Source organism: Xanthobacter aminoxidans (assembly GCF_023571765.1).
Taxonomy (GTDB): Bacteria; Pseudomonadota; Alphaproteobacteria; order Rhizobiales; family Xanthobacteraceae; genus Xanthobacter; species Xanthobacter aminoxidans.
Window position 1 is genome coordinate 37,105 of sequence record NZ_JAMJXC010000023.1, and the last position, 24,530, is coordinate 61,634.

The 24,530-nt window shown below is 67.9% G+C and carries 21 protein-coding genes; 6 read left to right on the plus strand and 15 right to left on the minus strand.

The genetic code is table 11. The features are described from left to right. Nucleotides 1-113 precede the first annotated feature (113 nt). From EJ105_RS24135 to EJ105_RS24150, 4 genes are all read right to left on the minus strand, one after another. Nucleotides 114-1,826 (minus strand): thiamine pyrophosphate-binding protein, encoded by a 1,713-nt coding sequence (locus tag EJ105_RS24135; RefSeq protein WP_250168327.1) that lies wholly within the window; start codon nt 1,824-1,826, stop codon nt 114-116. Between the two features lie 64 nt (nt 1,827-1,890). After that, complete coding sequence (locus tag EJ105_RS24140; protein ID WP_250168328.1) at nt 1,891-3,453, minus strand: class I adenylate-forming enzyme family protein; 1,563 nt, start codon at nt 3,451-3,453, stop codon at nt 1,891-1,893. A gap of 37 nt (nt 3,454-3,490) precedes the next feature. Then, nucleotides 3,491-5,350, minus strand: coding sequence for a TRAP transporter large permease (locus EJ105_RS24145; RefSeq protein ID WP_250168348.1), 1,860 nt, complete (start codon nt 5,348-5,350; stop codon nt 3,491-3,493). Between the two features lie 25 nt (nt 5,351-5,375). Continuing rightward, a complete protein-coding gene (locus EJ105_RS24150) occupies nt 5,376-6,404 on the minus strand; it encodes a TRAP transporter substrate-binding protein (protein ID WP_029557810.1) in 1,029 nt (342 codons plus the stop codon). Nucleotides 6,405-6,557: 153 nt separating this feature from the next. On the opposite strand from EJ105_RS24150, the gene EJ105_RS24155 reads away from it, so the two are divergent. Then, nucleotides 6,558-7,286 carry a GntR family transcriptional regulator gene (locus EJ105_RS24155; protein ID WP_250168329.1) on the plus strand — a complete coding sequence of 243 codons (729 nt, stop codon included), beginning with the start codon at nt 6,558-6,560 and terminating at the stop codon, nt 7,284-7,286. A gap of 66 nt (nt 7,287-7,352) precedes the next feature. On the opposite strand, the gene EJ105_RS24160 is transcribed toward EJ105_RS24155, so the two are convergent. The 5 genes from EJ105_RS24160 to EJ105_RS24180 form a co-directional block, all read right to left on the minus strand. Further along, the gene (locus EJ105_RS24160) at nt 7,353-8,096 is read right to left on the minus strand and encodes an enoyl-CoA hydratase/isomerase family protein (protein WP_250168330.1); all 744 of its coding nucleotides are present in this window, start codon (nt 8,094-8,096) and stop codon (nt 7,353-7,355) included. Further along, nucleotides 8,063-9,265 (minus strand): CaiB/BaiF CoA transferase family protein, encoded by a 1,203-nt coding sequence (locus EJ105_RS24165; RefSeq protein ID WP_250168331.1) that lies wholly within the window; start codon nt 9,263-9,265, stop codon nt 8,063-8,065. The genes EJ105_RS24160 and EJ105_RS24165 overlap by 34 nt, the downstream gene beginning before the upstream one ends. Continuing rightward, nucleotides 9,262-9,777: a flavin reductase family protein gene (locus EJ105_RS24170; protein ID WP_229643154.1), complete on the minus strand. Its 516-nt coding sequence runs from the start codon at nt 9,775-9,777 to the stop codon at nt 9,262-9,264. Before EJ105_RS24170 ends, EJ105_RS24165 begins: the two co-directional genes overlap by 4 nt. 29 nt (nt 9,778-9,806) lie before the next feature. Further along, a complete protein-coding gene (locus EJ105_RS24175; RefSeq protein WP_250168332.1) occupies nt 9,807-10,970 on the minus strand; it encodes an LLM class flavin-dependent oxidoreductase in 1,164 nt (387 codons plus the stop codon). Between the two features lie 199 nt (nt 10,971-11,169). After that, nucleotides 11,170-12,576 carry an MFS transporter gene (locus EJ105_RS24180; RefSeq protein WP_081837656.1) on the minus strand — a complete coding sequence of 469 codons (1,407 nt, stop codon included), beginning with the start codon at nt 12,574-12,576 and terminating at the stop codon, nt 11,170-11,172. A 261-nt stretch (nt 12,577-12,837) separates the two neighbouring features. On the opposite strand from EJ105_RS24180, the gene EJ105_RS24185 reads away from it, so the two are divergent. Further along, nucleotides 12,838-13,740 (plus strand): LysR family transcriptional regulator, encoded by a 903-nt coding sequence (locus EJ105_RS24185; protein ID WP_250168333.1) that lies wholly within the window; start codon nt 12,838-12,840, stop codon nt 13,738-13,740. A gap of 256 nt (nt 13,741-13,996) precedes the next feature. Next, nucleotides 13,997-14,413, plus strand: a complete 417-nt coding sequence (gene rnk, locus EJ105_RS24190; protein ID WP_051679135.1) for a nucleoside diphosphate kinase regulator — start codon at nt 13,997-13,999, stop codon at nt 14,411-14,413. An 82-nt stretch (nt 14,414-14,495) separates the two neighbouring features. On the opposite strand, the gene EJ105_RS24195 is transcribed toward rnk, so the two are convergent. After that, nucleotides 14,496-14,909, minus strand: coding sequence for a hypothetical protein (locus tag EJ105_RS24195; RefSeq protein ID WP_250168334.1), 414 nt, complete (start codon nt 14,907-14,909; stop codon nt 14,496-14,498). 267 nt (nt 14,910-15,176) lie between these two features. On the opposite strand from EJ105_RS24195, the gene EJ105_RS24200 reads away from it, so the two are divergent. Further along, nucleotides 15,177-16,994, plus strand: a complete 1,818-nt coding sequence (locus EJ105_RS24200) for an amidohydrolase (protein WP_029557800.1) — start codon at nt 15,177-15,179, stop codon at nt 16,992-16,994. A gap of 84 nt (nt 16,995-17,078) precedes the next feature. Further along, entirely contained in the window at nt 17,079-17,381 is a 303-nt protein-coding gene (locus EJ105_RS24205) for a hypothetical protein (protein ID WP_250168349.1), read from the plus strand. Between the two features lie 48 nt (nt 17,382-17,429). On the opposite strand, the gene EJ105_RS24210 is transcribed toward EJ105_RS24205, so the two are convergent. The 3 genes from EJ105_RS24210 to EJ105_RS24220 all read right to left on the minus strand — a co-directional run bounded on the left by EJ105_RS24210 (nt 17,430) and on the right by EJ105_RS24220 (nt 20,230). Then, complete coding sequence (locus EJ105_RS24210; protein WP_250168335.1) at nt 17,430-18,584, minus strand: FUSC family protein; 1,155 nt, start codon at nt 18,582-18,584, stop codon at nt 17,430-17,432. Then, nucleotides 18,581-19,054, minus strand: a complete 474-nt coding sequence (locus EJ105_RS24215; RefSeq protein WP_250168336.1) for a MarR family winged helix-turn-helix transcriptional regulator — start codon at nt 19,052-19,054, stop codon at nt 18,581-18,583. Before EJ105_RS24215 ends, EJ105_RS24210 begins: the two co-directional genes overlap by 4 nt. A 153-nt stretch (nt 19,055-19,207) precedes the next feature. Continuing rightward, nucleotides 19,208-20,230: an LLM class flavin-dependent oxidoreductase gene (locus EJ105_RS24220; RefSeq protein WP_250168337.1), complete on the minus strand. Its 1,023-nt coding sequence runs from the start codon at nt 20,228-20,230 to the stop codon at nt 19,208-19,210. Between the two features lie 175 nt (nt 20,231-20,405). Between EJ105_RS24220 and EJ105_RS24225 the strand changes: the two genes are divergently transcribed. Next, on the plus strand, nt 20,406-22,433 hold the full coding sequence (locus EJ105_RS24225) for a YgiQ family radical SAM protein (protein ID WP_250168338.1): 2,028 nt from the start codon (nt 20,406-20,408) through the stop codon (nt 22,431-22,433). Nucleotides 22,434-22,439: 6 nt separating this feature from the next. Here the strand turns inward: EJ105_RS24225 and EJ105_RS24230 are convergent, their stop codons facing one another. Then, the gene (locus EJ105_RS24230) at nt 22,440-23,765 is read right to left on the minus strand and encodes an RsmB/NOP family class I SAM-dependent RNA methyltransferase (RefSeq protein WP_250168339.1); all 1,326 of its coding nucleotides are present in this window, start codon (nt 23,763-23,765) and stop codon (nt 22,440-22,442) included. A 73-nt stretch (nt 23,766-23,838) separates the two neighbouring features. After that, on the minus strand, nt 23,839-24,324 hold the full coding sequence (locus EJ105_RS24235; RefSeq protein ID WP_250168340.1) for a J domain-containing protein: 486 nt from the start codon (nt 24,322-24,324) through the stop codon (nt 23,839-23,841). Nucleotides 24,325-24,530: the final 206 nt, after the last annotated feature.

The window sequence follows — 24,530 nt, forward strand, 5'->3', positions numbered from 1 at the left end:
CATTCGATGCGGAATCCAAATATCAGCGAATTGGAAGTCGACCTACTCTTACGACAGAGCGCCGTATTGACGGCGGCGTCGCTCTGCGGTGAGCGGCAAGAGCGGCGCTGGCTTCATCCCTGCCGCCATGCCCGCTCGGCCTCGTCCCAGGCCGCGAGGGGCTGGAGATCGGGCACCCAGGCGAGGCCCGATTTGCCATCGGAGGACACCGCGTCCGACGTGACGACCACATCCAGCAGCGCCGGCCGGTTGGCCAGCGCGCGGGCGATGGCGGGAGCGAGATCCTCCTCGCGCTCCACGCGCTCGGCATGCATGCCGAAGGCCCGCGCCATCATGGCGTGGTCGGAATGCTGGAGGCGCGTGCCCACCACCTTGCCGTGGGTCTCCTGCTGGTCGTGGACCTCGATCTGCCATGCCCCATTGTTGGCGACGACGATGAGCACCGGCGCCTTGTGGCGCACCGCAGTGTCGATCTCGATGGCATTGAAGCCGAAGGCGCCGTCGCCGGTGGCCACCAGCACCGGCTTGTCGGGATATTCGAGGCTGGCGGCGATGCCGTAGGGCACGCCCACGCCGATGCAGCCGAACGGCCCGGGATCGAGCATGGCATCGGCGCTAAGGCCAACGCGCCCGAAGGCGAGGAAATCGCCGCCGTCATTGATCACCACGGCGTCGCGGCCGACCGCATCCTGCAAGGCGGCGAGCAGGCGATTGGGGTGGAGCCGGCCATCGGCGCCGGCGGGCGCGGCCGCCATGGACTGGCGCAGCTTCGCCGCGCGCGCCCGGTGCCCCTCGCGCAGCTTGCCCGCCCAGTCCGGATCAATGGCGGACGCGCGATTGCCGGCTGCCTCGACCAGCGCATCGAGCGTGGCCGCCACGTCCGCGACGATCTCCACAGCCCCGCGCCGGTTGTCGCGGACCTCGGCAGCGGCATCGCTGATGCGCACGAACTGCGCGGCGCCGAACACGGCCGGCGAACCGAAGCCGAGCTGGAAGTCGAGCTTGCGTCCCACCGTCAGCACCACATCGGCGTCGCCCATGGCCGCGCCGCGCATGGCGCCGACGACGGCAGGATGGTCATCGGGGATCACGCCCCGGCTCTCGCCGGTGTCGAGATAGACCGCACCGAGCCGGTCGAGAAATGCGGAAAGCTCGGGCCCCGCCTGCCGCGCGCCGCGACCGGAAATGACGAGCACGCGGCGTGCGCTCCACAGGAGATCGACCGCCGCGGCGATACGGTCCGGGTCAGGCAGCGCGCGCACCCGCGGCTTCGCGACCATGTGCTCCGCCATCCGGAGCGCCTCGGGGACAGGAGCGCGCAGGGTGTCGACCGGGAAGTCGATGAAGGCCGGGCCGGGCACGCCGCCTTCGCCGAGCGCACACGAGATCGCCTCGTCCAGCTCGGCAAGCGCCAGCGAGGGCTCGCGCACGGTTCGGGCATAGCGGGTGATGGGGCGCAGCAGCTGGCTCTGGTCCATGTCCTGAAGGCCGCCGCGGTTCTCCTGCGGGCGGGGCGAGGCCCCGGACAGGATCAGCACCGGCGCCCGCGAGACATTGGCATTGGCGATGCCGGTGATGGCATTGGTCACGCCCGGGCCGGCCGTCACCAGGGCGACACCCAGGTCGCCCGTCAGCTCCGCATGCGCCTGCGCCATATGGACCGCCGCGCGCTCGTCGCGGACATCGATGATAGCGATGCCTTCGGCGTCGAGACGCATCCACAGCGGCATGATGTGCCCGCCGCACAGGGCAAACACGCGCTTCACGCCGCGTTGCTTCAACACCTTGGCCACCATGGCGGCGACGCTGTCGGCAGAGACCTTCATGGACGTTCTCCCTGGCGCCTGCGCGGGCGCGCGGCGCTGTTCTGATGCGGCGAACCTTGGAGGATCAGACCTTCTCGCGGGCGAAGCGGGTCTTCAGCTCGCGGTAGAGCACCTTGCCGGTGGCGTTGCGCGGGATGTCCTCATGGCGGACGAAATCGAAGGAGCGCGGGCGCTTGTAGCCGGCGAGCCCATCCTTCACCCATTCCGCGAGCGCCGCTTCGGAGAGCGAGGCACCGTTCTCGGTGACGATGACGGCGTGGACGCGCTCGCCCCATTTGCCGTCCGGCACGCCGATGACCGCCACGTCGCGCACCTGCGGATGGGAGGCGAGCACCTGCTCCACCTCGGAGGGATAGACGTTCTCCCCGCCGGAGATGATCATGTTGCTCTTGCGGTCGACGAGATGGATGTATCCGTCCGCATCCCGCCGCGCCATGTCGCCCACCGAGCAATAGTCGCCGCGGAAGGCCTCACGGGTCTTTTCCGGCAGCCGCCAGTAGCCATCGAAGGTGTAGGGCGTGCGCGAGAAGAGTTCGCCCACGCTGCCGTCCGGCACCTCGTTTCCGTCCTCGTCCAGGAGGCGGATCGGCGCCGAGCCGATGCATTCGCGCCCCACCGAGCCGAGCTTGGAGAACTGCTCGTGGGGATGCAGGAAAGTCACCCAGCCGGTCTCGGTCGCGCCGTAGAGCTCGAACAGGCCGGAATTGGGGAACATCTCCATCACCGCGCGCTTGGTGTCCGGCCGCGCGGGGGCGGAGGACACCATGAGTTTGGTCACCGAGCCGAGGTCGTAGCGCGCCCGCTCGGCACCGGAGAGGCCGAGCATCAGCACGTAGTGGGTGGGCACCAGCGAGGTGAAGCTCGCGCCGCTTTCCGCCAAAGTGCGCACGCAATGCTCGGGATCGAAGTTCGCCCGCGAGTAGATGTTGATGGTGCCGCCGCAATAGGCGAAGGCGCCGAAGAAGTAGAGCGAATTGGCATGGCACATGGGCATCACCAGCAGGGCGCCGTCCTTGCGGTGGATACCCAGCTCGATCTCGGTGGTGAGCGCGAGCAGCGCGCTGCCGCGATGGCTGCGGATGGCCCCCTTCGGGTTGCCGGTGGTGCCGGACGTGTACATGAGCGTCCAGGGATCGTGTTCCAGCACCACCTGCCCAGGTTCGCGCGCCGAGGCTGCGGCGAGCAGCGCCTCGTAATCGCGAAAGCCCGCGGGCGCCGGCCCGGAACCGAAATGGATGATGCGGTCGTCGCTGATGGGCAGGTCCGCGCGCACCTCTTCCACCACGCCCGCCAGCGCATCTTGCACGATGAGGGCGGCGACTTCGGCATTCTCGGCGATGAAGCGCACTTCCCGTCCGGTGAGCCGGAAGTTGATTGGCACCGCCACCAGGCCGGCCTTGGCGGTGGCGGCGTAGATTTCCACCCACTCGATGCAATTATAGGCGAGCACTGCGACCCGGTCGCCCTTGACGAGGCCGAGCCCGAGCAGGGCGTTGGCGAGGCGGCACGCCCGCGCATTCCACAGCGCGAAGCTCATCTCCCGCTCCAGGTCGCGGGCACCGATCCGCTCGGGAGACAGGCGCGCGTGGGCGGCGAGCATCTGCCCGAAATTCAGCACGTCAGTCATGATGCGATCTCCGAATGCGGCGCTCGGGGCCGCGCGATCAACGGATGAAGCCGGTCGAAATCCACGGCACGGCGGCGACGATGAGCGTGCCGATGAAGAGCGCCGCGATGTACCCGATCATGGGCCGCATGCCCTCGTCCGGCCGGATGCGGCTGATGGCGGAGGCCGCGTAGTAGCCGACGCCGAACGGAGGGGCGAAGAGGCCGATGCCCATGGCGAGGATCACCACCATGGAATAGTGCACCTCGTTCACCCCCACCTGCCGGGCGATGGGAAACAGGAGCGGCCCGAAGAGCACGATGGCCGGGATGCCTTCCAGCAGGCTGCCGAGCACAATGAAGGCAACGAGAGACACCAGCATGAACCCCACGGCGCCGCCGGGCAGGCTCGTCATCATGTGCGCCAGCGCAGCGGAGAAACCGGACTGGGTGAGCGCCCAGGCCATGCCCGTGGCGGCGCCGATGATGAGGAGGATCGCCCCCGACAGGGCCGCCGTGTCCACCAGCATGGGATAGAGCCGCCGCCAGTTGAACCGGCGATAGATGAGGAGCCCGGCCAGCACCGCATAAGCGATACCGATGGTGGACACCTCGGTGGCGGTGGCCACGCCCTCGATCACCGCGGCCCGGATGATGAACGGCAGCGCGATGGCCGGTAGCGCCACCACGAGGGCTTTCGCGACCTCGCCGAAGCTGGCCCGGCGCACGCCGGAGAGGTCGTCCTTGCGGCTGCGCAGCCACACCACGCAGCACAGCAGCGCGCCCACCACCAAAGCCGGCATGAGGCCGCCCGCGAACAGCGCGGCGATGGAGACGCCGGTGACGGAGCCGATGGTGATCAAAACGAGGGAGGGCGGAATGGTCTCTGTCTGCGCACCGGTGGCGGCGAGCAGGGCGAGCAGCTCGCCGCGATCCGCCCCGCGCTTCTCCATCTCCGGCAGGAGCACGGGGGCGATGGCGGCCATGTCCGCGGCCTTGGAGCCGGAGATGCCGGAGACGAGATACATCGCCCCGACCAGCACATATTGCAGGCCGCCGCGCACATGGCCGAGCAGGCTGGCAAGAAAGGCCAGCATGGCCCGCGCCATCCCGGTCATCTCGATGAGCACGCCGAGAAAGACGAACAGCGGCACCGAGAGCAGGACGAAGTGGCTCATGCCCTCGTCCATCCGTCCGATCACCACCGAGTGCGGCAGGCGGGTGGTGAGCGCGATGTAGCCGAAGGTGGCCGTGGCGAAGGCGAACGCGATGGGAATGCCGGCCAGAACCATCGCCCCCACCAGCCCCACGAAGAAGATGAGCAGGTTGAGATTGCCAAGCCCGGTGAAGGACGGGCGCAGGGCGGCGAAGACCGCCGCCGCCACCACCACGAGCGCCACGGCGGCGAGCGTCACCCGCCAATCCGTCCGTTCGATGAGGCGCAGCACCGCAAGAACAAGCATGAGCGCGAAGCCCACGGGCAGCGCCGCCACGCGCCAGCCGGCGGAGATGTCGAGGGCGGGGGTCGAGACGATGATCTCGTCCACCGCGAACTCGTAGGCCGCGCCGAGGGCGAGCGAGAGGAAGAGCAGCGGAACCGCGATGGCCAGCGCATCGAAGAAGCCGCGGAACGGCTGGCTGAGGCCGCCCACGAAGGCGCTCATCCTCATGTGCTCGCCGCGCTCGAACGCGACAACGGCCCCGAGCATGGCGAGCCACAGGAACAGGATGCTCGCCAGCTCGTCCGACCAGATCAGCGGCGCGTGGAACACGTAGCGCGCCAGCACGCCGGCGAACAGCACGAGAATTTCGGCCACCACGAGAACCGCAACTGCGGCTCCCGTGACGTGGCGAATAACGGCGCCGATGCGCGCCGGAAGTCCGGCCGCCGCAATGGCCGGTGCGGGGGCGATGCCCATCTCGAGCTGCACGTCGGCCTCCCGTTCAACCGACGGGGCCGGCGAACTTCTGAAGCAGATTCCAGGCGTCGTCGCCGAACTTCGCACGGGCGTCCTTGTAGAAGGACGTCTTGGCCAGCGCCTGCTGGAAGACTTCGGCATTGGTGGTGTTGAAGACGAGGCCCTTGGCCTCGAGATCGGCCTGCAGGGTCTGATTGGCCTTCACGATATCGGCCCGCTGCTTGATGGCGGCGGCATTGAAGTGCTTGGCCATCACCTGCTTCAGGTCATCCGGCACGCTCTTCCAGACCTTGCCGCTGGCAAGCAGCCAGAAGCCGTCCCAGGCATGGTTGGTGAGCGAGCAATACTTCTGCACTTCGAAGAACTTGGCGGTGTAGATGAGCGCCAGCGGGTTTTCCTGCCCATCGGCGATCTTCGTCTGGAGCGCGGAATAGGCTTCGGCGAGCGGGATCGACACCGGCGATGCGCCGAAGGCCGAGAACATGGAAACCCACAGCGGAACCAGCGGCACGCGGATCTTGAATCCGGCGAGGTCGCCCGGCTCCCGGATCGGCCGGGTGGAGCTGGTGATCTGGCGGAAGCCGTTGTCCCACACCTTGTCGAAGCCGACGAGGTTGGCCTTCACGAGGTTGGACCGGATGAGGTCGCCTACCGCCCCGTCCATGGCCGCCCACACCTTGTCATAGCTGGTGAAGGCGAAGCCCACGCCGGTGAGAGCCGTGATGGGCAGGATGGTGGAGAGCACCGTGCCCGGCATGGTCGCGAGCTCGAGGGCGCCGGAGCGCAGCTGGCTCATCATGTCCGGATCGCTGCCCAGCTGATTGTTGGGGAACAGCGAGATATCGAGCGCGCCATCGGTCTCCGCCGAGATGGCGGCGATGGCCTCGCGCAGGCGCACGTTCACGGAATGACTGTCCGGCAGGTCGTTGCCGAACTTCAGCTTCAGCGGCTCGGGCTTGGCGAACACGGCGGGCGCCGCGAGCGAAACACCGCCCGCGGCAGCGCCGCAAGCGGCGGTGAACTGAAGGAACGAGCGTCGATTGAAGGTGGTCATCTGGCGTTTCTCCCAGGGCAGCGTGCCGGACTGAATGTCCAGTCTGAATTCGAATTCAGAATACGAATTCAGAATACGAATTCAAAAATCAAATGCAAGCCCTATCCAGAATCCGCCCGTAAGGGGTATATTCGTCGCGTGAAGAGGGGACCGATGCGCGCGCTTGCCAGCCAGCCCAGCCTTGTCGACCAGGTGGTTGAGGCCATCACTGCGGAGATTGTCCGCGGTGATCTTCCGTCCAACTCACGCCTGATCCAGGACGAGTTGGCGCGCGCCTATGGCGTGTCGCGCCAGCCGGTCCAGCAGGCGCTGCTTCTGTTGCGCAGTCGTGGACTGGTGAAGGAGGCGGAAGGCAGGGGCCTGATCGTCGCGCCGCTCGACGTGGACTTCATCCGCAACCTCTACCAGATCCGCGCGGCCATCGAAGGGCTTGCGGCCAACCTCGCCGCGCGCAACGGCAGCGCGCGGGCGAAGGCGGAAGGCGGGCGCTATATCGAGCTGGGGCTGGAGGCGGTGAAAAGCGGCTCGCTCGACAGGCAGATCGAGGCGGACGTCGCCTTCCACGCCTTTCTCGGCGACATCTCTGGAAATCCGCTCCTCAACGAGACGACGGTGCCGCATTGGCCCGCGCTCCGCCGCGTGATGGGCGAAGTTCTGAGAGAAGACGTGGGAATGCCCAGTAACATCTGGGATGAGCACTCCGCGATCATGGCCGCGGTCGTCGCGGGCGACGGGGAGACGGCCGAGCGGCTCGGCCGCGAACACATCCTGCGCGCGGCGGACGTCTTCGTCGCGCGGCTGAAAGCCCAGCAGAAGCTGCAGAGCCACGCCTCGACCAGCCGCCGCATCCGGCTCAGTCCGCGCGCGGTGGCGGCGGACTGAGCCGTCCCAGCAAGGAAGGTCCAGCGTCAGGCCTGGCCGTCGGCGCGCCCGCCGGCGCAGGTGCGCTCAGCGCGTCTTGCCCGCGAGATAGGACGCAATTCGCGCCCGCAGCCCCGGCGCGGCCAGCGAGCGGACGAGATCGGAAAGGTCGGCGTCGTCCGTGTCGTGTCCGGTGAGTCCCAGGATGCGGGCGGTCGCCGGCGGCGTCAGTCCACTCTGCGCGGCGACGAGACGTTCGGCGCTCGGCAGCAGATCGTCCTCTTCGACGAGGTGCGTGAGAAGGCCAATGGCAAGGGCCTCCTCGGCACCGACAGTGGCGTCCGCCAACAGGATGGCGCGGGCGCGATCCGTGCCGACGATGGCCGCGAGCCGCCGCGTTCCCAGGGCGACGCCGAAGCGGAATCCGGGCAAGCGGAAGCGCGCCCGCCGGGTGCCGATCCGGTAGGTGCACGCCACGGCGAGATCCGCGCCCGCCCCGATGGCCGCCCCTCCGATGAGAGCGAAGGACTGCACGGATGCCCGGCTCACGGACTGCAGCAGCATTTCGAGCCGCACGAAGCGCAGCAGCAGGTCGCCTTCGCTCTGCTGCTCGAAGCCGCCAAGGTCGAAGCCGCCGCAGAACACCCGGCCGCCCGCCAGCGCGAACGGCCGCCCTTCCCCCGTGGCCTGCTGGACGAATGCGCCCAGGCCGGCGACCAGCGCCGGATCGAGGGCATTGGCCTGCTCGGGACGCGCCAGCGTGGCGATCCTGAGCACCCCGGCCTCGCTGAAGCCGATCACTGCGCTGCTTTCAGGGGGCGCGCGGTCCATTCCTCGAACACCTCGTCATTGTGCTCGCCGAGCAGGGGCGGCCGCCGGCTGATCTCGAATGTGAAGTCCGACAGGCCGACAGGAAAGCCCACCGTGTCCGCCACCGCGCCGTTCGGCATGGTGATGGGCAACACCCATCCCCTGTTCTGCACATGGGGATCGGACAGGATTTCGGCGAAGTCGTTGATGGGCGCGCAGGGGACCCCCAGCCCATCGAACGCCGCCAGCCAGTCCGCTGCTGGCCGGGTGGCGAAGATGGGCTGGAGGATCGCCGCCAGTTCCTGCTGGTTGCGCGCCCGCAGGGACTGGGTGGCGAAACGGGGGTCGTCGGCGAGGTCCGGCCGGCCGACAATATCGCAGGTGTCGCGCCAGAGCTTGTCGTTGCCGGCGGCGATGGTGAAGGGCTTGTCCGCCGCATCGAACCCGGCATAGGGCGCGTTGCGCGGGTGGGCCGAGCCGAGCCGCCGGGGCGGCGCGCCGGTGCCGAAATATTCGCTCGTCTGCAACGCGGATATGCCCAGCAGCGCCCCGAGGATGGAGCAATCCACATAGGCGCCCTGCCCCGTCTCGCGCGCCCGCATCACCGCGGCGAGCGTGACGAAAGCGGCATAGAGGCCGGTGGCGAAATCTCCCACCGGAACGCCGCACTTCACCGGCGGGCCGTCCGGCTCGCCGGTCACACTCATCACGCCGCTCATGGCCTGCACGGTGACGTCGAAAGCGCCCTTCTGGGCATAGGGGCCGGACTGGCCGTAGCCGGTGATGGAGCAATAGACCAGGCGCGGATTGCGCGCCTGGAGCTGCTGATAGCCAAGCCCGGCCCGGATGAGCGCGCCGGGGCGGAAGTTCTCGATGAACACGTCGGCGGATTCGATCAGCGTAAGCAGCCGCTCGCGGTCCGCCGGCGACTTGATGTCGAGGGCGATGGAGCGCTTGTTGCGGTTGAGCGAGGTGAAGTTGCCGCTGAACACCCCCTCCCCTGCCTCCGGTCCGTCATGGAGCGGCGGCCAGCCGCGCATGCCGTCGCCGCCATCGGGACGTTCCACCTTCACCACGTCCGCGCCGAGATCGGCGAGAAGGCTGCCGGTGAAGGGGCCGGCCGCGATCTGCGCGAATTCCAGGACGCGCACGCCGGCCAGCGGCTTTGGGGTGCTGGATGGCGCGCTCATGCCACCTTCCTCTCGGCTTCGAGGGCCGTGTAGCCGCCCCGGTGATAGAGCAGCGGCTCGCCCCCGAACACGTGGGTGCGCTGCACCTCGCCGATGACGATCATGTGGTCGCCGATGGTGCAGATTTCCGACAGCCGGCATTCCGCGGCCGCCAGCACGCCACGGATGAGCGGGCTCCCGCTCTCGCCGACGATGTGCTCCACACCCGCGAACTTGTCCTCCTGCTTGGAGGCGAAGACGCGGGAAATCTCGGACTGGCTCCGATCGAGGAAATGCACCGCGAAGTGGCCGCTTTCCTTGAGCGCCTTGAGCGTGTTCGAGCGGTGATCGAGACAGACCAGATAGAGCGGCGGATCGAGCGACAGGGACGTCACCGCATTGAGCGTGAGGCCGTGCAGGGCGCCGTCGGGATGGGCGGTGGTGACCACCGCCACGCCGGTCGCGAAATGCCCGGCGAAGGCCCGCAATTCGGTGGCGGAAACGGCTGAGGGGGCAGACGTGGTTTCGGACATGGCTGTGTAGCCTCTGGAAAGAAGGAAAGTCAGGCTGCGGTAGCGAGGGGCTGGTCGAGGCGCAGGCCGGCTTCGTGCATGATCGGCAGCACCCGCTCACCGAAGAACTTCAGGTCGGGCAGGAAGTCGTAGAAGTTCACCTGCACGCCGTCGCAGCCGGCGGCCTTGAGGCGCTGGAAACCCTCCACAACCTGGGTCGGGGTGCCGACGATGTGGACGTTGCCACCGATGGTCCATTCCTCGCGCGTCGCCGCCTTCCAGGAGGATTGGTCGCCGCCGGTGAAGGTGCGGTAGAAGTTCTCGGCTGCCACCGGATCCTGATGGCGCAGGATGGCGTCGTATTGCGCCCAGGCCTCCGCCTCCGTCTCGCGGCAGATGACATGCGGATTGATGAGCGTGCGCACATCCCGCCCCTGCGCCGCTGCTGCCTGCTTGATCCGCGCCGTGTGGGGCGGGAGCGCGGCGCACGCGCGGTCGAGGTTGGCGCCGGCAGGGCTGGTGACGAAGATCAGGTCTGAGTGCTTCACCGCATAGTCGAGCCCCGCGCCGGACGACGAGGCATTGACCAGAACGCACTTTCCGCCCGAGGGCTTCGGCGCGATGAAAGCCTCCTTCATCTTCCAGAAGCGGCCATCGAGGGTGATGTTCTCATCCTCCGACCACAGGCGCTTCATCATGGTCACGAACTCATCGGCCATCACATAGCGGTGGTCATGCTCGATCTGCTCCAGACCGAACATCTCGAACTCGCTCCTCTTGTAGCCGGTGACCATGTTGAGGCCCCAGCGCCCGCCGCTCATCTCCGAAATGGTGGCGCCGAATTTGGCGAGATGCAGCGGATGCCAGCCGTAGAGGATATGCACCGTGGACACGAGCAGGATGCGCCGGGTGATCGCGGCGAGGCCGGCGGTCACGAGCAGCGGGTCGGTCGCCATCTCGCGGAACTTCATCTCGCCGCCATAGCCGCCCTTGCCCATCCACTGCGCCAGCCCGAACACAAGGTCGAAGCCCAGTTCTTCCGCCATCACGGTGCAGCGGGCATTGTAATCAAAAGTCCAGGAAGTATCCCGCGGAGCTGTCGAGGGACTCCAGGCGCCGGACTGGATGGGCAGGAACAATCCCAGCATCAGCGGATTGGCCTTGGCTTGTTCCAGCGGAGAGAGTACCGGCTTTTGCCCTGAAATCTTGACCATGACTTTCCTCCCGTTTCAGCTCCCGCCAGATCCGGGATCAGGCCTCGCGACGGGCCCCTCCTCTTCTTGTCTGGCATCAAAATTATGGAGATTGTATTTGACCGAAAAAAGCGATTGTTTTCGATCTATTTCGATCGTGAATTTCGATATTTCGGCGCGGGAGTAAGCGACACGATCGCCCTCCCGCGCCGCACTCGGCCTATTCGCTCGGTGACGAGGCGGCCCGGGGCGCCATCGGGGCTGCGCCCGGATGGACGGCCACGGTCGCTTCATCGCGCACCCAGCCGGCATTGCTGGTGTAGTCGTCGTGCGATCTGTCACGCAGGAAGAGGGTCGAGACGAAGCTGATCGCGGCGATGAAGGCGATGTAGGCGCTGATCGCCGCCGACGTGCCGTAGGTATGCAGCAGGAAGGCTGCGATGATCGGCGCCGGGCCGCCCGAGGTGATGGAGGCGAGCTGGTAGCCGATCGAGGAGCCGGAATATCTCACGCTTGGCGGGAAGCTCTCGGCGATGAACGCCGCCTGCGGCGCGTACTGCATGTCGTGGATGGGCAGCGACACCAGGATGGCGAGGACGATGAGGGCAGGAACACCGGTATCGAGCAGCCAGAAATAGGGGAAGGCGAACGCCATCATGGTGAAGGCGCCGATCAGGTACATCCGCTTGCGGCCGATGCGATCCGACAGGTAGCCGAAGAACGGGGTGGTGAAGAGCGAAAGTGTCGCCGCCACCAGCACGCAGTTGAACAGGAACGACTTCTGCAGGCCGAGCTGCGACGTCCCGTACGACAGGAGGAACGTCGTGAAGATCACGAACGGCGCCTGCTGTCCCGTCCGCATCAGGCAGGTGAGGAGGATTTCCTTCCAGAACCCGCGCACCGCCTCGATCACCGGAGCCTGGGCGATCTCCTTTTTCTCCTGCATGCGCTGGAACACCGGTGTTTCAAGAACCCCGAGCCGGATGTAGAGGCCGACCACGATCAGAAGGGCGCTGACCAGGAAGGGAATGCGCCAGCCGATGGTTTCGAACCACTCGGTGGTTCCGAACTGCAAGGTCAGTGTCAGCATGCCCACGGCGAGGAGCATCCCGAGGGGCGAACCGAACTGCGGCCAACTGGCTGCGAGACCCCGGCTCTTGTTGAACTTGGACCACTCGGTCGCGACGGCGATTGCACCGCCCCATTCGCCACCGACGCCGATGCCCTGCAGAACACGAAGAACCGTAAGGGCGACCGCACCCCAGATGCCGATGTGCTCATAGGTCGGCACCAGGCCGATGAAGACGGTGCTGATGCCCATGAGCATGAGCGTCGCCACCAGCGTGCCCTTGCGGCCGATGCGATCCCCGAAATGGCCGAAGATGATGGCGCCCACGGGCCGCGCGACGAAGCCCAGGAAGAAGGTCGAGAACGCCAGCAGCGTCGCGGCGTAAGGGTCCTGCGACGGGAAGTAGAGCTTGCCGAAGACGATCGCGGCGACGAGGCCGTACAGATAGAAATCGTACCACTCGATCATGGTGCCGACGGTCGAGGCCAGCACGGCGCGCTTCGCATGGCGTGACAGATCGGCGTCGCTCATGGGCGACGTCTGCGGGTTCGGGGCCATTCATTCCTCCCAGACGCTTCCGTGACGGAGCGCATTTTTCTGCTTTTCCCGCCCGGACGCGCGCTGCGAGCCCGCCGGGCGACCCGGCATGTGTGGCCGGCCTGGCGGACTCTTGCAGACGGCTTCGCCTGCACGGGGCTGTGTTTCGGCAAGGAGTCTCCCCCCGGCCGATATCAGCGTACCCATGTGGGTTAAGCGCAAAAAGCGATTGTTTTCGATTGAGATGCGACGGAATAATCGATCGGCGGGAGGAAAACAAAAATGAATTTCCGGCAATTACAAACCTTTCTGGAGATCATCCGCCTCGGAAGCTTCGCAGCTGCAGCAAACAATCTGAATGCAACGCAATCGACCGTCTCGGCCCGCATCCAGGAACTTGAGGGCGAGCTTGGCGTCGCCCTGTTCGACCGCAGCCAGAGGAAGATCGCGGTCACCTCGAAAGGGCGCGAGCTCATCAGCTACGCCGAGCGCGCCCTGGAGCTGCACGACGAGATTCTCCACAACATCACCCCGCGCCAGATGCTCTCTGGCATCGTGCGGGTCGGCGTTGCGGAACTGGTGGCGATGACCTGGCTTCCCGCGTTCGTCGCCACCGTGCACGCGCGCTACCCCCACATCTCGCTGGAGCTGGACATTTCCCTCACCGCGCCGCTGCGCGCACGCATGCTGGCCGGCGACCTGGATGTGGTCCTGCTGCCGGGCGAGATCGCAGACCCTGCGCTGGTGGTCCATCCGCTCGGCCTGGTGACGTTCCGGTGGATGGCCGGCGCCGGCATGGATCTGCCGGACCATGTTCTGTCTGCCCAGGACCTGACGCGCCTGAGGGTCCTGTCCCTCGGCGAGAACTCGGTGCACTACAGCACGATCCTGTCGCTGCTGGGCAGCGGCGGCTCGGCTCAGCGCCCCGATCTGTGCAACAGCATGACGGTGATCGCCACGCTCATGATCGCCAATACCGGCATCAGCGTGCTGCCGCCCGCCTGCTACGGAGACGACATCGCCGCCGGTCGGCTGCGCGTGCTGCGGACGAGGTGTGATCCCGCCCCGGTTCCCTTCGTGGCGGCGTACCGGAAGCGGCGCCTATCCGGCCTCCACGACCTGATCGCCGCCACGGCGGCCGAGGTCAGCACCTTCGCGACAGCCGAGGACTGCGCCTCCGCCTGACTTGACATAACGTAAGGTCAGAGGCCTCATGGACTCATGAGCGGTTTGCGATACCACCACTGCCGTCCCTGCCCCATCGCAGGAGAGTAGCCCCGCGTCCGGCGTTTGCGCCCCGGATGCCGGGGTGACGCGACGTCGTGCCCGTATCGCGCGCGGCGACCAGCGATAGCGCAGACAAGCCCCCAATCCCGTCCTGAACCGGCACCCGCTGCACCGACAGCGGCGCCGGTGCGTGCCTGTGTGAAAGTCCATTCCCATGACCATGAAGTCCCGCCGCGAGCGCCTGCCGGCGCTCGTCCTCAACCGCGCCGATCACGAGCGCCTCACCAGCCTTGCCACCGCCGCCCTCGACAGGATTCCTGATGTGGCGGAGGAGTTGCTGTCCGAGCTGGATCGGGCGCGGCTGGTGTCACCGGACCGCGCACCGCCAAACTCGGTGCAGATGGGCACCACCGTCACCTACCGGTCGGCGGACAGCACGCGCACGGTCCGGCTCGTCTATCCCGAAGACGCGGATATCGCGGACGGCAAGGTGTCCGTCATGACCCCCATCGGTGCCGCGCTGATCGGACTGTCCGAAAACCAGTCCATTTCCTGGACCGCCCGGGACGGACGGCGCCACAAGCTGGAAATCGTCGCCGTCGTGCCCGCCACGGCACAGGTTCCGGGCTGATCTTCCCGAGCCGCCGGCAACCGGCCGGGTGATACGGCGGCTCCGGCACGGCGCCGGTTCGCACGAGCGCCGCGCCGTCGCGTCACGCGTTCACGTCGAACGCCGGCACCAGGCGCAGCGCGGCGCTTGCGCCGTCGCGCGGGGGCGAGCCGCCCCTCGTCCTCCACCGCCCTTTCCGCCACGGCGGAAAGAAGGGCCGCTGGCGCCGCTCCATGGCGGTCCAGCCGTCGGGCTGGTCGAGCACCGACGGTTCGGCGGGAAGCGCCGCCAGGGCCGCGAGAATGTCGTCGACGGGAACGACAGCGCCGCTGTCGAGGCGCCGCAAGGCCGGCGCATTCTCGACCGCATGGCGATCCGACACCCAGGACGACAGCAGCTCCCGCTTCTCCTCGGCACTCATGGACGGGTGATCGAGCACCTGGTCCGGATGGACCAGAGCAGCCTTTGATTGAAGGGACAGCGGCGCCTGCGGCCGCTCGCCTCGCGTGGTTCTCATAGCCACATCCTCCTTCGAGCAACATGGGTACAAGCACCTCGCACGCAGGGTGCGATGCCTCTGCCGGCCAGGGGCCGGCAGACTTGATTTGGGTGCGCCCGCGCGCGCGTCAAGACACCGGCCCTGCTCTGCTGGGAGCCGTCTCAATTCACGAAAAGAAGTCGTTTTTACCGTCACGAGATCGCGTTACCCTATGGAAGGCGAGTGATTTGCGGACGCTCCATGCCCGCGCAAATCAGCATTTCGCCGCGTATGGGAGGGGACGGCATGTGCATCGCGTGTGAATGGGCGCCCTATTTCGAGGCGTTCGGCCGGGCGAGTGGCCTGAACCGCCGGTCGGTCCTCGGCGCGGGCATGGCGATGACGGCGGCAGCGGCCATGGCGCCCGTCTTCCGCGCGACCGAGGTGAAGGCACAGGATGCCCGCGCCGCCACGAGCGGCCCGGCCGATTTCGTGTTCCACAACGGGCTGGTCTACACCGTCTCCGCTGCCCAGCCCTGGGCGAAGGCGGTCGCGGTGCGCGGCAAGACCATCATCCATGTGGGCGACGAGGCCGGTGCCATGGCACTCGCCGGCCCGAAGACGCAGGTGATCGACCTCAAGGGCCGGCTGCTCATGCCGGGCTTCGTGGAGGGGCACACCCATCCCCTGCTGGGCGCCTTCCTCTCCTCCGGCATCGACCTTCAGCTGCCGACCATGAAGGACGCCCTCGCCGCCATCGCGCAATATGCCAAGGAGAACCCCACCGGCCCCATTCGCGGCTTCGGCTGGCGGGTGGACATGTTCCCGCCCGAAGGTCCGACCCGCGCCGACCTCGACCGCATCCTGCCCGACCGCCCGGCCTTCTTCTTCGCCATCGACGGCCACAGCCTGTGGGTGAATTCCAAGGCGCTGGAGATGGCCGGCGTGACCCGCGATACGCCGGACCCCATCCCGCGCTTCAGCTATTACGCCCGCGACGAGAAGGGCGAGCCCACCGGCTATGTCCTCGAAGTCAACGCCGTGCTCGCCCTCGTCAACGCGGTGGAGCCGATCACCGCCGCCAACCTGGGCAAGCTGCTGGATGGCTGGCTGCCCAAGGCCGCAGCGGCCGGCATCACCACGCTCTTCGACGCCGGCGTGCCGCCCATCGGCTCGGATCAGGCTGCCGTCATCAACATCTATGTGGACGCGGAGAAGCGCGATGCCCTGCCGTTCCGGGTGTCGGCCTCCTATTCGGTGAAGAGCCCGCCCATCGACAACGTGGTCGAGCAATTCAGGGACGTCCGCGGCCGGGTGTCGAGCGAGCTGGTGCACGTGGACGTCGTGAAGATCATCGGCGACGGCTCGCAGGGCGGGTACACCGCGTGGCTGATCGAGCCCTATGCGGACATGCCCAATTCCATCGGCGCCTCGCCCTTCACCGAGGCCCAGTGGCACCAGCTCGTCGGGGCGGTGGACGCGGCCGGCTACGACGTCCACGTCCATGCCTGCGGCGAGCGTACGGCCCGCGTGGCGCTGGATGCCATGGAGAAGGCCATCGCCACCAATCCCAAGCGCGACCGCCGCAATGCCATCGCCCATCTCGTCTATGTGGAGGACAGCGACGCCCCGCGCTTCGCCAAGATGAACGTGACGGCGCAGTTCTCCGCCAACTGGTCGTCGGCTGATCCGGACACGACGATCAACATGCTGGCCCGCTACGGGCAGCCCCGCGCCAGCAAGATGTACCGCACCAAGACCATCCTCCGGGAGGGCGGCCGTGTGTCGCTCGGCACCGACTGGCCGGCGGCGGGCTATTTCTCCACCTACAAGCCGCTCGATTCCATCGAGGTGGGCGTGACCCGCCGGTTGATCGGAAAGCCGGACGCCGCCGTGCTCGCGCCGGCCGACGAGCGGCTGACGGTGGCCGAGGCGATCCACGCCAACACGATGGGCGCCGCCTACCAGCTCCGCATGGACGACAGGATCGGATCGCTGGAGGTGGGCAAGTTCGCCGACCTCATCGTCCTCGACCGCAACATCCTCGAGGGCGATCCCCGCGACATCCACAAGGCCAAGGTCGAGCTGACCATGATGAATGGTAAGATCCGCCACAAGGCCTGATTGCGCGCGATCCGGGCGGCGGGATGCCCGCCGCCCCAAGGACCAGGAACGGTGGATCTCATGAAACGGCTTTTGGGATTGCTGATGCTCGTCGCGGCTCTGGGCGGCGTTTCCGCCCAGGCTCAGCCGGTGCCCGAAATCTGCTCCAAGAAGCGATCCTGCTTCATGACCTTCGACGGGCTAGAGCGCGGCTTCTGCCAGGCCTATGTCGAGGGAAAATCATGCTTCATGTCGTTCAACGACGCTTCCGATCGCGGCTGGTGCCAGCACCTGCGCGAGGGCAAGTCGTGCTTCATGGCGCTTGATGGTGATGCCCGGCGCGCCTGCGAGGCCGGTCGCATCCCGCGCGAGCACCGCCACTGGATGCGGCTCTGCAGCGACTGGTAGGCCGGCGCGACGGGTGAAGCGCGCAAATGCTTCACCCGTTCCCGAGCCCTACCGGCTCCGGCGATCCGCGCGCGCCGCATGGTGGTGGGCGAGATAGATCCGGTCGTCCACCGTCGAGCAGACCACCGCCAGCACGATGCCGATGATGGCGCCGACCAGCGTGTCGAACACCCGTTCCGGCGCCATGGCGGTCCCCGCGGCACCGGGGGCCGCGAGGTAGCTCATCAGCAGGGCCATGGGCGTGACCAGGATCTGCCCGAGGGCGTAGTTCGCGCCGATGATCATCTCGGTGGCGAACTGAAGGAAAATGAGCAGAGCGACCACGCTCCACACCGATGGCTCCTGCGAGAGGATGAGCCAGACAAGCCCCGCACCCACCACGGTCCCGGACATGCGCTGCATGGCGCGGCTCATGCTGATGTGCAGGTGCGTCCCCTGCATCACCGCCACCGTGCCCATGGCCGCCCAGCCGGGATGCGCCGCGCCGGCGGCATAGGCGGCAAACGCCGCGATCGCCGAGCCGAGGGTGATGCGCGCCGCCGCGACGAGGCGGTGGTCCAGGGGCCGAACCGGCTCCACCGGAAAGGGGGCCTCGGGCGTTTCCTGCTGGCGGAACGTTTCCGTTCCCACGCAGATCAGCCACGTCAGCCCCGCCGCCAGCGCCGTCGCGGTGGCGCGCTCGACCACCTCCTGCCAGGACGCCACATGGCCCATCGCCGCGCCGGCGGCGAACACGAAGATGAGCGCGCCCGGCGGGCCATACTGCCCGGTGTTGGCGACGAAGAAGAACAGGCCGCAGGCGAGCGCCAACAGGGCCAGCTGGAGGAGATAGGGCGCGCCCAGCCAGGCCGCTGTCGACATGCCGAGCACAGCCAGGCTCAGCCACATGGCGCAGATGAGGACGATGCGGCCACGCCCCGCCTGCGGAGCGAAGCGGCCGAACAGGGCTGCGAGGGTTCCCAGCGAGGCGAAGCCCACAAGGTGCGGCCAGGGCGAGACGAGGGCCAGCGGCAGGGCGATCGCCGCCGCGAGCGACGCCTGCAGGCCGGCCAGCACGGCGTTGCGCTGCCACGGCTGCGCTGCGAGGGCCCAGCTCTCGCGGATCTGGTGCGGCTTGAGCAGATGGCGCGCGGCGTCGAGGCGACGGGTCGCGAGGGTGGCTGAATCGGCAGATGCCGCGTGCGGCGGTTCGGACAGGCTCATGGGGCGGTCTTTTCCCGGCGCGGGACCTGAAGGCGTTGCAGCCGCTGCTCGATCCGCTCGAAATGCGCGAGCATGGTCGCGACATCGGCGTCCGAAAGGTCCGCCAGCATCTCCGCCTCCCCCTTGGACAGCTCGCGCCGGATCTCGGCGACCCGCGCCCTGCCCGCTTCGGTGAGGTGGACCAGCCGGGCGCGTCCATCGGAGGCGTCAACCCGCCGTTCCACGAGCCCCTGCCGGCTCAGGATGTCGAGCAGGCGCACGAGGCTCGACCCGTCGATGCCCACCAGCGCGGCGAGTTCCTTCTGGGTGATGCCGCCTCCGGACTCCTGAAGATGGACCAGCGGCACCCATGTGGCGTCCGACAGCCCCGCCTCGGCGAGGCGGGCGTCCAGCGCCCGCCGCCAGCGACGGGCAAGCAGCGCGAAGCGCACGCCGAAGCGGGCGCGGGGAGAGGCGGGATCGAGCGACATGGCGGCATGAAAAGCAGAATATAATTTGCATTGCAATGCAAATTATATGGGTACTCCGCCATCCGGTTTGTCGTCCCCGCCGCGGAAGGCCTCTTCAGCGCATCCGGCGGGGAGCTTCGGGGGCGCTCCCCGCCGGTAGCGCCCCTCTTGCTCTCAGCGCCAGCCCATGGCCGGCGCGACGTGGGTCAGGATGGCCTCGATGACGTGGGCGTTGTAGTCGACGCCCAGCTGGTTCGGCACGGTGAGGAGCAGCGTGTCGGCCTCGGCGATGGCTTCGTCCTCGGCGAGCTGCTTGATGAGCGCGTCCGGCTCGGCGGCGTAGCTGCGGCCAAAGATGGCGCGGGTCTTCTCATCGATGAAGCCGATGGAATCCTCCTCCTTGCCGCCCCCGCCGAAATAAGCGCGGTCGCGGTCGTCCACGAGGGCGAAGATGGAGCGGCTCACGGAGACGCGTGGCGTCCGGGTGTGGCCGGCCTCGGCCCAGGCGGCGCGGTAGGCGCGGATCTGCGCGGCCTGCTGGACGTGGAAGGGCTCGCCCGTCTCGTCATCCTTCAGGGTGGAGCTTTGGAGGTTCAGCCCGAGCTTGGCCGCCCACACGGCGGTGGCGTTGGAGCTGGCGCCCCACCAGATGCGTTCGCGCAGGCCCTCGGAGTGCGGCTCGAGCCGCAGCATGCCGGGCGGGTTGGGGAACATGGGCCGGGGATTGGGCTGGGCGAAGCCCTCGCCCTTCAGCACCTCCAAGAACACCTCGGCGTGGCGGCGGGCCATGTCAGCCGCGGTCTGGCCTTCCGGCGGGCCGTAGCCGAAATAGCGCCAGCCATCGATCACCTGTTCCGGCGAGCCGCGGCTGATGCCGAGCTGCAGCCGTCCGCCGGCGATGAGATCGGCCGCGCCGGCATCCTCCGCCATGTAGAGCGGGTTCTCGTAGCGCATGTCGATGACGGCGGTGCCGATCTCGATGCGCTTGGTGCGCGCGCCCACGGCCGCCAGAAGCGGGAACGGAGACGCAAGCTGGCGGGCAAAGTGGTGGACGCGGAAATAGGCGCCGTCCGCGCCCAGCTCCTCCGCCGCCACGGCAAGGTCGATGGATTGCAGCAGCGCATCCGCCGCCGAGCGGGTCTGCGACTGGGACGAGGGCGTCCAGTGGCCGAACGAGAGAAAGCCGATCTTCTTCAAGGCAGACACTTCTGGGCTGTGAAAATATGGCGCCAACCTAGCCCGCTCCGCCGGCCCGCGCACCTTTCGTGTCCGCAAGCTGGCTTTGCACGAGAACCGGCCGCACGAGGAGATGTGTTCCCGCACGGGCACCGGATCGGTTGAATTTGCGGCCTTTGATCCCTATTCGTCACCCATGGACACACAGGTCTGCCCCACGACGCCTTTCCTGCCCTGGCCCGCCCCGGCCAGCCGGCCGGCCCCCTTCCTGCCCATGAGCCGCGCCGAGATGGAGGCGCTCGGATGGGACCAGTGCGACGTCGTTCTGGTCACGGGCGATGCCTATGTGGACCACCCGAGCTTCGGCATGGCCATCATCGGCCGGCTCCTGGAGGCGCAGGGCTTTCGCGTCGGCATCATCTCCCAGCCCGACTGGCAGTCGGCGGAGCCGTTCAAGGCGCTGGGCAAGCCGCGCCTGTTCTTCGGCGTCACCGGCGGCAACATGGATTCCATGGTCAACCGCTACACGGCCGACCGACGGCTGCGGCATGACGATGCCTACACGCCCGACGGTGCCGGAGGCCGGCGGCCGGACCGGTCCACCATCGTCTACACGCAGCGCTGCCGCGAGGCGTACAAGGACGTGCCGATCATCCTCGGCGGCATCGAGGCTTCGCTGCGCCGGATCGCCCATTTCGACTACTGGTCCGACAAGGTGCGCCGCTCCATCCTGGCCGACGCCAAGGCGGACCTCCTCCTCTACGGCAACGCCGAGCGCGCCGTGGTGGAGGTGGCGAACCGCATCGCCGCCGGCGAGGCGCCGCGCGACATCGACGACGTGCGCGGCGTCGCCTTGTTCCGCAAGGTGCCCGAGCACTACACCGAACTTCACGCCGACGATCTCGACGCCTCGGACGAAGGCGCCGCCCGCCGCCCCGGCGACGTGGTCATCCGCCTGCCGTCCTGCGAGCAGGTGGAACAGGACAAGGAGGCCTATGCCCGGGCCTCCCGCGTGCTGCACCGGGAAAGCAATCCCGGCAACGCCCGTCCGCTGGTGCAGCGCCACGGCGATCGCGATCTGTGGCTGAACCCGCCGCCCATTCCCCTCACGACCGAGGAGATGGACGCGGTCTACGACCTGCCCTACGCCCGCGCGCCGCATCCCTCCTATGGCGAGGCGAAGATCCCGGCGTGGGACATGATCCGCTTTTCGGTGACGATCATGCGCGGCTGCTTCGGCGGCTGCACCTTCTGCTCCATCACCGAGCATGAGGGGCGCATCATCCAGAACCGCTCGGAAGGCTCGATCCTGCGCGAGATCGAGCTGATCCGCGACAAGACGCCGGGCTTCACCGGCGTCATCTCCGACATTGGCGGCCCCACTGCCAACATGTACCGGATGGCCTGCAAGGACCCGAAGATCGAGGCCGCCTGCCGGCGCCCGTCCTGCGTCTTCCCGGACATCTGCCCCAACCTCAACACCTCCCACGACGACCTGATCCGCCTCTATCGCAAGGTGCGCGAGGTGGAGGGGGTGAAGAAGGTGATGGTCGCGTCCGGCGTGCGCTACGACCTCGCGGTGAAGAGCCCCGAATATATCCAGGAGCTGGTCACCCACCATGTGGGCGGCTACCTGAAGATCGCCCCGGAGCATACCGAGCGCGGCCCGCTCGACAAGATGATGAAGCCGGGCATCGGTACCTATGACCGCTTCAAGGAGATGTTCGACGCCGCGGTGAAGCGGGCCGGAAAGAAATACTATCTGATCCCCTATTTCATCGCCGCGCATCCGGGCACGACCGACGAGGACATGATGAACCTCGCGCTCTGGCTCAAGAAGAACCGCTATCGCGCCGATCAGGTGCAGACCTTCCTGCCCTCGCCCATGGCCACCGCCACCGCCATGTACCACACCGGCGTCAACCCGCTGCGCGCCGTACGGCGCGGCGGCAGCGAGCGGGTGACGGCCGTGACCGGGCTGCGCCAGCGCCGGCTGCACAAGGCCTTCCTGCGCTACCACGATCCGGACAACTGGCCGCTGCTGCGCGAGGCGCTGAAAGCCATGGGCCGCGCCGATCTCATCGGCCCGCGACCGGACCAGCTCGTGCCGGCCCACCAGCCGCCGGGCACCGGCAAGGCCGCCGGCACGCGCCGCCCCGTGCGCCCGGCTCCCGCCGGGGCGCAGCGCTTCACCACCAAGGGCGTGCCGCTGCGCAAGACGTGAGGCGACCTACTCGGCGGCTGCGTCCGTCTCGGTCGCAGCCGCCTCGCGCTGAAGCACGGCAGCGAAAAAGCCGTCCGTGTCGTGGCGCGCGGGGGTCAGCGCCAGATAATCGGGATGCGCCGAGCTGGTAATCTCAGGCGCCACCTCGCTCAGGGGAACGACGTGGAACGCCGGGTGCGCCGCGAGGAAGGCGGCCACCTGCGCCTCGTTTTCCTCGGCCAGCAGGGAGCAGGTGGCATAGACCAGCCGCCCGCCCGGCTTCACCAGCCGCGCCGCGCTGGCGAGGATGCGGGCCTGAAGCGGCAGCAGGGCCTCAAGGCCCGGCCCCAGCACACGCCAGCGGGCATCGGGATTGCGCCGCCAGGTGCCGGTGCCGCTGCAGGGCGCATCCACCAGCACCCGGTCGAAGCCGCCCTTGTGGCGCTTCACCCAGCGGTCCGTCTCGCTGGCCAGCGGCCGCGTCTCGATATTGTGCAGGCCGGCCCGGCGGAACCGCTCGGCGGCGCGCTTCAGGCGGCCGTCCAGCACGTCGCAGGCGATGACGTGGCCCTTGTTCTTCATCTGCGCGGCAATGGCCAGCGTCTTGCCGCCGGCGCCGGCGCAGAAATCCACCACCCGGTCGCCGGGCTTGGCATCCACCACGACGGCAACCATCTGGGAGCCCTCGTCCTGGATCTCAACCTCGCCCGTCTTCAGCATGGGCAGGCGGTTGAGCGCCGGGCGTTCGCTGACGCGGATGCCATAGGGAGACAAGGGCGAAAGCTCGGCCGGCAGGCCGAGGGCACGCAGGGCTGACAGCATCTCCGCGCGGTCGGCCTTGATCGGATTGACGCGCAGGTCGAGCGGGGCCGGCGTGAGCATGGCCGCCATTTCCGACGCGAAGGCATCGCCAAACCGACGGTGCAGCCCGTCCGCCGCCCAGTCGGGGCATTCGTAGCGTACATCGTCCGGCATGGTTGGATGATCGACGCGCGCGCCCTGCAGCTTGATGAGCAGCGCCCGCTCCTGATCGGTGAGGGGCGCCGGGGCGAACTTGGCGCCGGAGAACAGCGCCTGCACCTGATCCCGCGTCTTGCCGCCGCCAAGCATCAGCCAGGCCAGCAGCCGGTTGCGGGGCGTATCCGGGCGGCCGTGCCGCTTTAGCCACCAGCCGAGCCGGGCGTGGTGGCGCAGCAGGGCATAGAGCAGCACGGAAATCGGGCCGCGATGCGCCGTCGGGATGTCGCGCCGGGCGCGGAAGAAGTCGGAGACGACGGCATCGGCCGGACGCGCGACGGCGTCGACCTCCTCGGTCAAATCGAGGGTTTCTTGCAGAATGGCGGCGAAGGTCACTGAGACACGATCAGGCTGGAAACGGGGCCGCACCATAGGCGATGGCGCCAGCCTTGGCCATCACGGCTGCCCCTCACGCATCCGCCAGCATCTCCAGCAGGGCGTCGCGGGCCTCGGCGATGCGACGGTAATCGGCATCGCTGCCGCCGGCATCGGGATGGGCGGTCTTGGCGCGGCGGCGGAAGGCGGCGTTGATCTCGGCGGCATCCAGCCGGCCGTCGGGGGGCAGGCCGAGCGCTTCGCGGTGGGGGCTGTCGTCTTCCCCGTCGAACATGGCCATGAGCGCGCGGCGGGCCTTCTGCGCCGCCATGCGCAGCTCCACCTGATCCTCCTGCCAGCGGCGGCGGGACATGACGAAGCAGGCGCCGAAGGCGATGCGGCCGGTCTGCTCCAGTTCGTCCAGGCTGAACGGGCCGACGATGCCATAGGGCGCATCAAGCCAGGCCTGCCGTGCGCCGGCTCCGGCCTCGACACGGCCGATGGTGACCATGTCGAGCACGCCCAGCGAGCCGTTCCAGACGACCCATTGCTCCGCCCCGGAGAAACCTGTGTCGGTCATGCGACGCGCCCTGTGCCTGCTCGCGCATGTGTCTGACACGAGCCGATCCCGGGACGCGCATCCGCGGTCCCTCCTTGTCGGAAAGATGCCGCGGTTTGCACGTCCGCAGGGCGGCCATGCAGGACTGAAGCCAAATCGGCGGAGGCCTACGACGTTGACGGAAGGCTGGAGCCGGTCGCATCTTCCTTGTCCGCCGGGCAGGCTCC